Raw genomic sequence first — 13279 nt, forward strand, 5'->3', positions numbered from 1 at the left:
AAAAACGGCTTTTAAAAGGAGAATGACAATGCAGCTGAACCTGCTGGAGAAAAGAATGAGCAACATCCGGTTGGTACCCAAAGTGGTGCTGCTGATGGTGTTCAGTACCCTCCTGCTACTGACAAAACTCTGGTTTGACGCCAACAATCTGGAAGCGACCCTGCTCAGCGAAGGGCTCGATCCCGCCAAGGCGGATGCGATCTCCAATCGCCTGCTCTGGACCGGTCTGATGGAGACCGCCATCATGGGGCTGCTGTTCGTGATCCTGCTGCTCACCGGCTCCCGCCTGATGGTCAAGCAGGTGCACTATCTGGTGGGCCTGCTGGAACGCTTCGCCAAGCGGGACCTCAGCCACAAGGTACTGCTCAAGTCTCGTGACGAATTCGGTGACATCGCCAAGGCGGTCTCACACTCGCAGGAGAATCTCAAAGAGGTGTTTGGCAACCAGCGCGCCGCCTGCAAGGAGCTCAACGACATCGCCTCCCAGGTGACCCTTTGCATGGAAGAGGCCAACGAAGCGATCAACGAAGAGTTCACCCAGATCGAACAGCTGGCCAGCGCCATGAGCCAGATGGTCGGCGCCATTCGCGAGGTGGCCGCCCATGCGGATCAGGCCTCTCACGCCACCGCCGAGACCAGCCAACTGGCGGAAGAGGGGAGCCGCTGCGTCGCCGACACCGTCAGCACCATAGACACCCTCTCCGGCAACATCCAGCGCTCCGCCACCGTGGTCAACGAGGTGGAGCAGGGGGTCGAGCGCATTGGCTCGGTAGTCGACACCATTCGCGGCATCTCGGAACAGACCAACCTGTTGGCACTGAACGCCGCCATCGAAGCGGCCCGCGCCGGTGAAGCGGGTCGTGGTTTTGCCGTGGTGGCCTCCGAAGTGCGCGAGCTGGCCAACCGGGCCCAGGCTGCCACCGTCGAGATCCAGAAGATGATCGAGCAGTTGCAGGGCAATGCCGCTCAGGCCGCCGAACTGATGGCCCAGAGCGTACGTCAGGCTGACAAGGGAGTGGAACAGGTCACCCAGGCCGGTACCCAGCTCGCCACCATAGTGCAGCGAGTACAGGGCGTGGCCGACATGAACCGCCACATCGCCGCCGCCTCCGAGCAGCAGAGTTCGGTCGCCGAAGAGATGCGCGGCAATCTGGAACAGGTCAAGCAGATCGCCGAAGGCTCCGTCGTGGTGCTACGCGAGCTGCAAGAGGCCTCCGAGCTGGTCGAGCAGCACAGCAAGGATCTCGACAGCCAGATCCACTCCTTCAAGCTTGCCTGACTGTTTTCGCGTCCCAATCCGGTTAGACTGGAAGGCCCCTTGTGGGGCCTTTCTCATTTCCAGCGCACGGCAAGGAGCCAACATGCAGCAGAACGCAACGCACCCACCACTCGAGATCAGTGACGACAAAGGGCGGCTCGACGTGCCGCTGATCCACCGTTTTCTCTCCGAAGAGGCCTACTGGTGTCGCGGCATTCCGCACAGTACGGTGGTGCGGGCCATCAACCACTCCCTCTGCGTTGGCGGCTATATAAGCGGTCAGCAGGTTGCCTTTGCCCGAGTAATCACAGACAAGGCCACCTTCGGCTATCTAGCTGATGTGTTTGTGCTGCCTGAGTATCGCGGCCGCGGTTACAGCAAGGCGTTGGTGGCGGCCATTGTCGACCATCCCGAGTTGCAGGGATTACGCCGCCTCGCCCTCGCGACCTCCGATGCCCACGGCCTCTACGCCGGTTTTGGCTTTGCGCCGCCCGCCAGCCCGGGCAGCCTGATGGAGATCTACCACCCCACCATCTACCAGCGCACCTGAACCGCCAGCTGCCGAATATTCCCGCCTGATCATGCTTCTCGCCCCTGCGCTGTGACGCGGGGGCCTGACAATGCTAGATTGGCAGCCACCATTTTGAACCGGCAGTTTCGTTAACCCGTGTCGTTAACCAGCTGTCGTGAACCACAAGGACGGCAACCGTGGCCCAGCACTCTCCCTCTTTCTCCGCTCTCTCTCCCTTGCTGCAAGAACAGGCCGAACGTCAGTGGCAGCGACTGATCGAGCTGGCCCCCGACTATGGCGACCTGCCCGAACCGATTCGCCACACCCTGCTGACCCTGCTCGGTCTCTCTGATTTTGTCGCCGATTCCCTCTTCAAGCAGCCGGAGTTGCTGACCGAGCTGCTCGCCTCCGGGGATCTCGAACGGGCCGAACGCTGGCCTGCCTACCAGAGTGACCTCAGCGCCCTGCTGGCCGAGGTGAGCGATGAAGAGGCGCTCAAGCGCATCCTGCGCCAGTTCCGCCGCAGCCGCATGCTGGTGATCGCCTGGCGCGAGCTGCTGGGCCATGCGGCGGTGGAAGAGAGCTTTATCCACCTCACCAAGCTGGCGGATGCCCTCATCTGCTCCGCCCGCGACTGGCTCTACGCCAAGCAGTGCAGCGAGCTGGGCACTCCGATGGACGGCAACGGCAACCCGCAGCCGCTGCTCATTCTCGGCATGGGCAAGCTCGGGGGCGGCGAGCTCAACTTCTCCTCGGACATCGACCTAATCTTCACCTTCCCCGAGAACGGCTACACGGTCGGCGGGCGGCGCGAACTCGCCAACCAGCAGTTCTTTATCAAGCTGGGCCAGCGCATCATCAACGCCCTCCACCAGCCCACCCAGGATGGTCAGGTGTTCCGGGTCGACATGCGGCTGCGCCCCTTTGGCGATGCGGGGCCACTGGCCATCTCCTTCGCCGCCATGGAGGATTACTACCAGCATCACGGCCGCAACTGGGAGCGCTACGCCATGGTCAAGGCACGGGTACTGGGCCCCCAGTGCGAACACGCGGTGGAACTGGCTGAGATGCTGCGCCCCTTCGTGTTTCGCCGCTATATCGACTTCGGCGTTATCGACGGTCTGCGCCAGATGAAGGCGATGATCGCCGCCGAGGTACGCCGCAAGGGGCTGGAGGGCAACATCAAGCTGGGCGCCGGTGGCATCCGTGAAGTGGAGTTTATCGCCCAGGCGCTGCAACTGATCCGCGGCGGGCGCGAACCGGCGCTGCGGGTGCGTCACCTGCCCGAAGCGCTGGCCGCCATCGCCCAGTGCGGCGCCCTCGAATCCGCCCATTGCGATCGCTTGCTGGATGCCTATCGCTTCCTGCGCCGGGTCGAAAACATCTTGCAGGAGATCGGCGATCAACAGACCCAGACCCTGCCCACCGAGGAGCGGGATCGCCAGCGGCTGATCGCGGCTCTGGGTTTTGCCGACTGGAGCGCCTTTATGGCTCATCTCGATGAGGAGATGGCCGCCGTCCATCAGGAGTTCGCCGCCGTGGTGGGGGAAGAGAAAGAGGCACCCGCCCATCTGGAGCAGCTCTGGCTCGATCTCTGGCGCACCGAGCTCGACGCCGCCGAGCTGGAAAAACTGCTGACCGCACAGGGGGTGGCCGAGCCCGCCCCGCTCTGCGCTGCGCTGCTGCGTTTCAAGGAGGAGTACAAGCGCCGTCAGGTGGGCCCGCAGGGGCGCATCGCGCTGGACTGGCTGATGCCTGAGCTGCTGCGACTGGTGGTGGCCAGTGAGCAACCCGCCCGCCTGTTCGAGCGGGTATGCGAGCTGCTGACCCGCATCTTCACCCGCAGCGCCTATCTGCAACTGCTGGCGGAAAACCCGGGCGCCCTACGCCAGCTGGTGCGGCTGTGCGATGCCAGCCATCTGGTGAGCGAGCAGCTGGCCCGCTACCCCATCCTGCTGGACGAGCTGCTCGATCCCCAGCACCTCTACCACCCCACCCCGCTCGATCAGTACAAGCCCCAGTTGCGCCAGTTCCTGCTGCGCATCCCCGAAGAGGATGTGGAGCAGCAGATGGAGGCACTGCGCCAGTTCAAGCAGGTGCAGCTGCTGCGCATCGTGGCGGCCGACATCGCCGGCGCCCTGCCGCTGATGAAGGTGAGCGACCACCTCACCTGGCTGGCGGAGGCGATCACCGAGGAGGTGGTCAATCAGGCGTGGGCCCAGATGAGCGAGCGCTACGGGGTGCCACCCGAGGTGGCGGTGAGCGGCCAGCGCGGCTTTGCTGTGGTGGCCTACGGCAAGCTGGGCGGCATCGAGCTCGGCTACGGCTCGGATCTCGATCTGGTGTTCCTGCATGGCGGCGACCCCAACAGCTACACCGACGGTCGCAAACCCATCGACAGCCGCCAGTTCTACCTGCGCCTGGCCCAGCGGATCCTGCACCTGTTCAGCACCCGCACCCCGTCCGGCATCCTCTACGAGATCGACATGCGGCTGCGCCCCTCCGGCGACTCAGGCCTGCTGGTCTCGTCCCTCTCGGCCTACGAGCAGTATCAGCAAAACGAGGCGTGGACCTGGGAGCATCAGGCGCTGGTGCGGGCCCGTCCCATCTATGGTGACGATGCCATCATTGCCGAGTTTGCCCGCATCCGCCGCGATGTGCTGGCCAAGGAGCGGGAGCTGCCGACCCTGGCCGGCGAGGTGCGCGAGATGCGCCACAAGATGCGGGATCACCTGCTCAAGGCGGGTGCCGGCGAGTTTGACCTCAAGCAGTCACCCGGCGGCATGGTGGATATCGAGTTTATCGCCCAGTATCTGGTGCTGGCCCACGCTTGTAGCGAACCCGATGCCCTCACCCGCTGGTCCGATAACGTGCGCATCTTCGATGAGTGCGTGATGGCAGGGGTACTGACCCTGGAGCAGGCAGAGGGGCTGAAACAGGCCTATCTGGAGATCCGCAACCTCGGCCATCGCCTCAACCTCTCGGAGATCTCCCGCAAGGTGAGCGACGATCAGCTGCAGAGTGAACGCAGCCATGTGCTGAACGTCTGGCAACAGCTGCTGGGAGAGTAATTCCCGCCGACAGCAATGAAAATGGGCCCGCCTGAAGCAATTCAGGCGGGCCCTTGTTGTCTCTGCTAGAGCCGATGAGTGATCCGCCAATCAATCAGCTTGCGATAAAAACTGCAACTTCCTGCCATCGGGCAATAGCGCCAACACGCTTTGAGCGGCCAGTTTGATCCCCGCCAGCTCGGTGGCCGGGCCGAAGTTGGCTATCAGTCGAGTGCTATCGGCAAACTCGCTCTGCTGCACCACACCTCTTTTATCGAGCCAGCGAAAACCGGTGAGCGGCTGGTTGTAGAGCCTCTCATGCAGCGGACGGAAGAAGGCATCGAGCCCCTTGAGGTAGGGAATGCGCACGCTGGCGCTATCCAGACTGAGGTTGAGCAGGGGCGGCACGTTGTAGAGCTGCTGCAACAGTTCGGTGACCTGACGGCTCTCCCTGAACTTCAGGCTGTCTATCGTCCAGTGGTGGGTGGTCACTATGCTGTCGTGAAAGACGCTCTGGAACAGCGGCAGCCGCAGCGCCGGATCGAAGTAGAGCCCCTGATACTCAGGTTTTAGGTGGCTCTGGCGAAAGAAAAATGCAGGCTGATAGTCGGGATACCAGGCCCCCAGATAGTAGGGAGAGCGCTTGTTGCGGCGCATATCGGGATCCTGCCAGCCAAAACCGCTGGTCTGGGGGCCGTGGGCAAAGGCCGCGGTGCGGTTGGCAACCGCGCCGCCCTCCTCGGAGCCCACCAGCACACCCTGACTCTTGGCAATCCACGCCATCCCCGCCATCCGGTTGTCCGCATCCTGCGCCTGAGTGGTTGGCTTGGCCGGGTCGAAGTCGTCAAACACCATGCCGGTCGCCGCCACATCGAGGAACCAGCTGTTGTAGTGGCTCGCCTGCTGCAATTTTGGCACTCGCTGCTCCATCACCGGGCGCACGCAGGCCTGATTGGTGTAGACGCCGCTGCTTTGAAAACCGCTCTTGCGCCGACCGTTCTCCTGCATGATGCCGCAGCGCAGGTAGATATCCTGCCCCATCTGGGCGGTGAGCCAGCTCTGCTGCCGATTCTCCTCCGGCAGCGCGGTATCGTAGGAGTCGTAAGGTGCGATGAGATAGCCCGCCGCTTTGGCAAGTTCAATCCCCTCTGGCGCAGCAAAGCCCGCCGTCCACTGGGGCAGACCCAGCCAGAGTTTTGGTAGTCCAGCTTGCTTGAGAGCGGCGATCATCTTGGCCGAGCTACCATCCCCCCAACTCTGCGGGTCATTGAGCGCAGCGCCCAGTTGCGTGGCCGCCCGCGCACGCCGGGCGGTGAAATCGGCCAGTTGCTGACCCGGGTGGCGCAGCGCAAGCGCCTGCTCAACTCCGGCCAACACCAGATTTTGCAGGTAGCGGTTGCGCTCGAGATCGGACGCTTGCAGCGCACGCTTGCTCTCCCCCTTGAGCCAGTCGGCAGGGATCAGGCGGCGCAACGCGGGCCAGCTCTTCACATCCTGTGGCACCAGCAGTCGCTCGCCCCAGAGGTAGAGGTGAGAGGCGCCAATCAGCCGTTTGCCATCCGGCACCGCCGCCAGCTTGCTCTCGAGCGAGACCAGCTCGCCCCGCTCCTGCAACCAGCTGCGATAGGCCTTGCCCGCCGCCAGCCAGTCATTGCCCGGTTGCAGCGACACCGCCACCTCATAGGGGGCGGTAAGATTGAGACGATTGACGCTATGGGTCGCGGTGAGGGCAATGCCATCTTGCTTCGGGGCAAAGGTGAGGCGGTTGTTGAAGGGATTGGCAAAGAGGATCGCCAGCTGCTGATCGCCGTGATCCAGCCCGACCAGCGGCAGAGTGAGATCCTCGGTGGTGTTGATCCCCTGATACTCGCCAGCCAGCGCTTTGCGCCACGCGGGATGATCAACCGGGATGCGAAAACCCTCGTGGATCGGCAGCATCAGCGCCTGCGCCCCTGCCGGCACCCGCGGCCACACCAGCTCGCCAGCACTCGCACGGCTCAAGCTGAGGATCAGGCGATTGCCCTCGAGACGGGCCGAGGCTCGCACCTCGCCATCGGCACGGGTCAGCCAGCTGGCACGCTCCCCCTTCTGCTGCAAGGCGGTAACCAGCTGACGCGGGCTGGGGGCAGAGATGGCAAGGTGCCTGCCCGATGGCAGCACAGCCTCGGCCGCTAGGGTGGCGGGATCCAGCTCGATGCGCCACTGATCGTTGGCCAGGGTCAGCGCCTCGGCAGGCAGTGAGAGCAAAGATAGCAGCGGCGCCAACAGCAGCAGCGGGCGGATCCGGCTCGCCAGCACGGGGAAAGAAGTCATGGTCGGTGATTCCTGATAAAAACGGGAATCGCCATTTCAGCAGATCGGCGGCCTGCGATTGTCAGGCCAATGTCAGGATTGCGTGCAACTGCCTATCACGATGCGCATTAATCCACCGGCCCCGCCTGACTGTGACTCAGCTGCAACACCAGCTGGCCACGCTGGCTGGTCTGCACCAGCGAGAGGGTGCGCCAGCTGTCGGGCGTGGCGGTTGGCCAGTTCACCGGCTCATTAGGCGCAATCCGGTGCCACCAGAGCAGTGAGTATTGCGGGCGGGCCAGCACAGTCTGCTCAAGCCAGAGCGGAGTGCACGAAGCGGGATTGGCGGGAGGATTGGCTACCGCCTGCGGCGAGCGGGAGAGCCAGTCCAGATCCTGCACCGCAGGCAGCGGCAACGCCACCTGCCAGCGCTGGCCCGCCACCGTCAGCCGCAGCTGATAGAGCCCAGCTGGCAAAGGCATCGGTAGATCGGCCCCCACGACCCTGACTCCGGAGTTCTCCTCCGCCTCCCACTGGGCGCCAGCCAGTCGGTCACTACCAGCGGGATCGATAAGTTCAGCGGCGGTAATGGGCCCCTCCCCAGTCAGCTGCACCCGATAATCCCGCAGCAGCGGCGCATCGCGCTGGATCAGCTCAAGGCGCAGCTCGCTCACCCCATCAGACAGAGTGAGCGGGAAATCCTTGCCGCAATGCTGGGCACTCAGCGCAGCCAGCATTCCCTGCCAGCTGCGGCGCTCGGCATCGCTGTTGAGCGCAGGCCATGCCTGCTGCAAAGATTGCCAGGCGTGCCGGTTATCCCCCTGCAACAGCGCCAGGGTAGCCGGTTGCAGTGGATCGGCACGTTCAGTTGCCATAACGCAGCCAGTGCTTAGAGCCAACAGCAGCGCGGCCAGTATTGCGCGCTTCACTGCTCTACCTCCAGTCGGTAGCCGATGCCGCGCACCGTCTCGATGGCCAGCCCGGGCAGCTTCTGGCGCAGTTGCAGAATATGGGTATCAACCGTGCGGGTGGAGGGGAACGCCTGATAGCCCCACACCCGATTGAGGATCTCCTCCCGGCTCAGCACCCGCCCCGCCATCCGCACCAGCAGGGTGAGCAGGGCAAACTCGGTGGGGGTGAAGCTCACCTCCGCAGCCTGCCAGCTCGCCTGCATCCGGGCGGGATGAAGCTGCAAGCCGCCCACCGCCTGAGTGCCATCCCCCAACTGGCGCAGCTGGGCCCGGATCCGCGCCAGCAGCTCGTCGTGGGAGAAGGGCTTGGTGAGGTAGTCGCGCGCCCCCGCATCGAGCCCGGCCACCCGATCGCTCACCTCCACCCGGGCGGTCAGCACGATCACCGGCAGTGCCTTGCGCGCCAGCCACTGGGGCAACCAGTCGAGGGCATCCCCCTCTGGCATGGTGCGATCCAGCAGCACCAGATCCGCCGCCAGCCACTGTCGCTCCGCCGCAGTGAGGGTGTCGCACCAGAGGCAGTGATACCCCTCGCGGGTCAGATAGCGTTGCAGATTCTCCGCCAGCAGCGCCTCGTCTTCGACAAGCAGGATGGTCTTCATGATTCGGTGTCGCTCCAGAGTTGGCAGGGCAGCGTCAGGGTGAAGGTGGTGGGCGGGCCGGAAAGGGTGAAGTGCCCGCCCAGACGGCGCAACAGATGGCGCACTATGGCAAGCCCCAGCCCCAGCCCATCGGCACGGGCACCGCGGCGCAGCAGGGTGGCGAGCCGGTAACCCGACAGCTCGCCACCATCGCTGACCGCGAGGATCAAGCGCCCCGCCTGCCAGCTGGCACAGACGCGAACCGGTGCGCGGCCATGCTGGCTGGCGTTGCGCAGCAGGTTGTCGAGGGCGAGATCGAGCCAGTAGAAGGGGAGCGCCAGAGTTATCTCACGCTCAAGGCAGAAGGTGGCGCCATGGCGCCCGCAAGCCAGGGTGAGCCACTCGGCCAGACTGACCGCCACCCGCTCATCTTCGAGAGCCTCTGCCGCCAGATAGTGGCGACTGGCCTGCGCCAGTTGATGCAGACGGGCGACACTGCCCAGCAGTTGCCCCACGCTCTGCTGGGCGGAAGGGGGCAGCCGGTCGAAATCGTGGCGCAGCTCCTCGCTGATGCCGGAGAGCGCCATGATGGGAGTGCGCAGCTCGTGGGTCAGCATCTGCAATGCGACGCGCCGCTCCTGCAGCAGACGCCAGCGCTGCCAACTGGCCCACCCCAGCAGCGAGATGAAACCAAGCGAGCTGGCCAGCGCCAGCCACTGCCAATGGATCGTTGGGCGCTCGTTGATGCAGAGCGCGCCGACCCGTTCCTGACAGGGGCCATCGACCCGACTATCCAGCATCACGCCGAGCCGCTCGGCCAGCGGTTGCCACTGCCCGGCACTGTAACGACGCCACTGCTGATCTGCGAGCAGCCAGAGCTGGCCGGATTGCAGCAACCAGCGCTCACCCCGCAGCAGGGCATCGAGGTTGTCATCATCAAGCTCGCCAAGCTGCCCCAGCTGATCGCGCCGCTCCCGCACATGGAGCAGAGCGTCGAGCCCAGCCGCCGGATGGCCAGCCTGCCAGCGGGCGGCGCTACTTCCCCCCAGCGGATAGACGGGGTGAGCGGCAAACCAGCTGGCCGAGGGCACAGGCCCCTCTTTGCAAAGCGCCCCCAGCAGCGGCAGCCACTCGGCGGGCAAGGCGTTATCTGTCCCGCACTCCTGCTGATAGCGATAGATAGCCTGCAACTGGCGCAGCGGGTAGCTCTGCCAGGCAGGATGAAGGGAGTCGGGAGCAATCAGGCGACGGTCGAGCCGCTGCACCTCGTCAAGAGGCAGCGCCTGTTCGGGTGCCTGTTTGGCCAGCTCACCCGCCAGGCGATCCGCCAGCGACCCGGCCAGCACGGGAGAAGCCATGCCGTAGCAGATCAGGGAGCAGAGCAGCAGGATCAGGCGCATGGGTTCAACTCGAGATGACTCCGGATCAAGGCACAGCAGATCACTGCGCCATAAAAAATGTCAGCGCCATTTTTCAATGGCGCTGACATCCGGTCAACCGCTAACGGCATTGGCGCGGCTCGCGCCAGCCCATATGAACCGTCACCTATTTGAACAGTCCCTTGAGCAGCTGGTCAGCCACCCCTTTGACGGCCTCGTTGTCGGCCTTGTCACCCAGCAGCTTCTTGAGTCCGCGCTCGGCCTCCTTGCGGGCCTTCTCCTCCAGCAGCTTGTTGTTGCTGAGCAGCGCCTTTACGTCAAGCTGATAGCTCGGCGCCTGCCAGTGGCCGCCGATCCGTACCGGAATGGTGATCTCCTTCAGCTCGTCCACATCCTTGCCCCCCTGCCCCTTGCTGCTCTCGACGATGGAGGTGAGGAACAGGAAGTCGAGGCTCTCCGGCACCAGCGCAGTCTGCCCCTCCCCCTTGACCCGCAAGGCCGGGGCAAAGAGCTGGATGTCGTTGCTGCGAGCGATGCCGTCGGCAATCTGGAAGCTGGCGGTCAGGGCGCTGAAGTCGGTCTTGCGCGCCTCCTTCACCTGCTCGGCCCCCTTGCCGGTGAGGGTAGCCCGCGCCTCGCGGATCATCTCCGGCAGGTTGATGCCGTGCAGGGCGCCATCGCTCAGCTTCAATGTGACTTTGCCCTGCATCCCGTTGCGCAGAGCCAGCGCGGAGAGACCACGGCCCTGCACCTGCACATCCAGATCGCCCTTGCCCTCCAGCAGATCACTCTGGGCCAGAGTCTGCAGCAAGGGACGAATGTTCACTCCGGCCACCTGCTTGTGCACCTTGTAGGTGGCGGGTTGCTGGCGCGCGTCGAGTACCCCGTTCGCGTTGACCTGACCGCCAGCCACGGTCGCGCTGAACTGCTTGAGCGTGAGCAGCCCCTTGGCCAGAACCACCTGAAGATCGACAGCGCCGAGATCCAGCCCTTTCAGGCGCAAGCTGCCGAGTTGCAGCCGACCATCCAGATCCACCCCTTTGAGCGCGCCCAGATCCGGTTCAACCGCGGAGAGGGCTTCGCTCTTGCCGCTTACTGCTTTATTGCCACTTGCCGCGGCATTGGAGGCACCGGTCGCCGGTTTGCTCTCTTTCGCCTGTGCGGTCGTGGTCGGTGTCGCTTTGGCGAGCCAGCTGTCGAGATCCAGCTTCTCACCCTTGAGATCGAAAGTGATCGCGGGAACAGCTCCAAGCTGCACGGTTCCATCACCACTCAACAGCGCCTCATCGGCACTCATCACCAGCTTGCTCAGGGTAATCAACTGCTTGTCGAGCTCGGCACGGGCAAAACCGGCCAGTTTCAGCTTCATTTGCGGGCGCGGCAGCGCATCACCTTCCAACGCGGCGGTCAGCACCATATCGGAGAGCTCGGCCAGCTTCATCTCTTTATCGAGCCGCCCCTTGAGCGTTCCTTCCAGCGAACCAGCCAGTGAAGGTTGCTGCCCCTCGCCTTTGGCCCCCTTGAGTGCCAGCGTGAGGTTGCTCCACTCACCTAGGGCCAGTCGGTCTCCCTTGATGGAGAAACTCTCGAGTCGCAGGGACGAGTCACTCAGGCTGCCACTGAGGCTCAGATCTTTCAGTTCGCTGGCCATGGTCTCCTGCGCCAGCTTGATCTGGGTTTGTCCCTTGATATCGAAAGCGAGCTTGTCGGCACTCCCCTTGGCGGCAAGCGTCACGGGCACCCACTCACCGGTAGCCAGCTGCCCCATATCGAGATCGAGGCGCTCCAGCCGCAACGAGGCGCCGCTGCGATCATCCTGCACCAGCGCACTGGCCTGGGAGAGCGCCACACCCTGCAAACTGATCTGCCAAGGCTTGCTATCAGCGGCTGGCGCAGGGGTTGCAGGGATGACCGGTTCGCTTGTATCAGCAGTGGTATCCTTGATCAGTCCACTCAGATTGGAGCTGCCATCCGCTTTGGTCTGGATAAAGAGATGGGCACCGCTCAGGGTCACCTTGCCGATCTCCAGTCGATGGGAGAGCAGCGGCAACAGTGCCACTGAGGCCTCCCCCTGATCGAAACGAACGAGATCCGGCTCGGCAAAACCGGTCGGATTGCGCAGGGCGACCTGCTCCAGCGAGAGACCGAGACTCGGCCAGAAGCGCCAGTCAATCTCCCCCGCCATCACCAGTTCGCGGCCCGTGCTCTTGCGCACCTGTTCAGCCAGTTGGGGCTTGAATTGATTGGGGTCGATAAGGCTGACCAGCGCCACAATGGCCACCACTGCCGCCACGGCAAGGCCCAGCAAGATGTAGATGATCTTCTTCACGATGAACTCCTTGAATAGGGATCCTGACCGTGACTATATCACCCGGGGCAATGCAGAGGGGGCATGGCGGCAAAAAGGACGAGAGCACCGGACAGGGATAGTCGCGAACTCTGGCATCTGCGCTCAACAGAGGCCCCGAAGGCCCTCAAGTTCAGGGATGAGCAGACTGCTGCAATAGCGTCACGGCAGAGCGGGTCGAGGTGAAAGCAAAACGGGACAAGCAGAGCGTATCGAGCTTCACCCACTGACAATCAGCTACATCATCGGCGGGCTGGATAACCGGTTTTTCGCTCAGCCTGATGGCGAAAAAGGTGTCACAGGTGTGGTATATGATGCCGTCATAGGGATAGGTATTGGCGAACGAGCCAAGATAACGGCATGGCTGACCGACCATATCGAACCCCAACTCCTCCTGCAACTCGCGACGCAGCGCGACTTCCAGCGACTCGCCGGGGTCGACGAATCCCCCCGGCAGATCCAGTAACCCCTTGCCCGGATTGCGGGCGCGCACCGCAACCAGCACCTCGTCCTGCCAGCAGATCGCCACCATCACAGCCGCTGCAACATTCTGGAAAAAATGAAAACCGCAGTCACAACGACACTCTTTATGACTGATGCTCAGCAGGGTTTGACCGCCGCATTTTGGACAAAACATGGGCTATCTCCGACGAAATAAAGCGCCATTTTACGCCGCTAACGCCGATTTTTATGAGTAAAACAGAAGGGAAGATAAAGAGTTCAGGGGAAATAGGGGTAAAACAGGTCAATTATCAGACGACTTTCTGAATATCAGGCAATAAAAAACCCCGCTCATCGAGCGGGGTTTCTTGGATTGGGTGCCTGGCAGTGTCCTACTCTCGCATGGCGAATGCCACACTACCATCGGCGCTACCGCGTTTCACTTCTGA

9 protein-coding genes are annotated in these 13279 nt (G+C 63.3%); 3 read left to right on the forward strand and 6 right to left on the reverse strand.

The window, feature by feature from the left end; all coding sequences use genetic code 11:
• Positions 1 to 28: 28 nt before the first annotated feature.
• From OKC27_RS16935 to glnE, 3 genes are all read left to right on the forward strand, one after another.
• Positions 29 to 1279, forward strand: a complete 1251-nt coding sequence (locus OKC27_RS16935; protein ID WP_182938151.1) for a methyl-accepting chemotaxis protein — start codon at positions 29 to 31, stop codon at positions 1277 to 1279.
• Positions 1280 to 1361: 82 nt separating this feature from the next.
• Positions 1362 to 1808 carry a GNAT family N-acetyltransferase gene (locus tag OKC27_RS16940; RefSeq protein ID WP_182938152.1) on the forward strand — a complete coding sequence of 149 codons (447 nt, stop codon included), beginning with the start codon at positions 1362 to 1364 and terminating at the stop codon, positions 1806 to 1808.
• A 158-nt stretch (positions 1809 to 1966) separates the two neighbouring features.
• Entirely contained in the window at positions 1967 to 4840 is a 2874-nt protein-coding gene (gene glnE / locus OKC27_RS16945; protein ID WP_182938153.1) for a bifunctional [glutamate--ammonia ligase]-adenylyl-L-tyrosine phosphorylase/[glutamate--ammonia-ligase] adenylyltransferase, read from the forward strand.
• A 90-nt stretch (positions 4841 to 4930) separates the two neighbouring features.
• On the opposite strand, the gene OKC27_RS16950 is transcribed toward glnE, so the two are convergent.
• The 6 genes from OKC27_RS16950 to OKC27_RS16975 form a co-directional block, all read right to left on the reverse strand.
• On the reverse strand, positions 4931 to 7132 hold the full coding sequence (locus tag OKC27_RS16950) for a glycoside hydrolase (protein ID WP_182938154.1): 2202 nt from the start codon (positions 7130 to 7132) through the stop codon (positions 4931 to 4933).
• 107 nt (positions 7133 to 7239) lie between these two features.
• Entirely contained in the window at positions 7240 to 7986 is a 747-nt protein-coding gene (locus tag OKC27_RS16955; protein WP_232093571.1) for a DUF2861 family protein, read from the reverse strand.
• 50 nt (positions 7987 to 8036) lie between these two features.
• Complete coding sequence (locus OKC27_RS16960) at positions 8037 to 8684, reverse strand: response regulator transcription factor (RefSeq protein ID WP_182938156.1); 648 nt, start codon at positions 8682 to 8684, stop codon at positions 8037 to 8039.
• Positions 8681 to 10063 carry an ATP-binding protein gene (locus tag OKC27_RS16965; protein WP_182938157.1) on the reverse strand — a complete coding sequence of 461 codons (1383 nt, stop codon included), beginning with the start codon at positions 10061 to 10063 and terminating at the stop codon, positions 8681 to 8683. The genes OKC27_RS16960 and OKC27_RS16965 overlap by 4 nt, the downstream gene beginning before the upstream one ends.
• 145 nt (positions 10064 to 10208) lie before the next feature.
• Positions 10209 to 12371 (reverse strand): AsmA family protein, encoded by a 2163-nt coding sequence (locus tag OKC27_RS16970; RefSeq protein WP_182938158.1) that lies wholly within the window; start codon positions 12369 to 12371, stop codon positions 10209 to 10211.
• A gap of 151 nt (positions 12372 to 12522) precedes the next feature.
• Positions 12523 to 13026: an NUDIX hydrolase gene (locus OKC27_RS16975; protein WP_182938159.1), complete on the reverse strand. Its 504-nt coding sequence runs from the start codon at positions 13024 to 13026 to the stop codon at positions 12523 to 12525.
• Positions 13027 to 13279: the final 253 nt, after the last annotated feature.

It is taken from the genome of Aeromonas sp. QDB62, assembly GCF_027705695.1.
GTDB classification, from domain to species: domain Bacteria; phylum Pseudomonadota; class Gammaproteobacteria; order Enterobacterales; family Aeromonadaceae; genus Aeromonas; species Aeromonas allosaccharophila.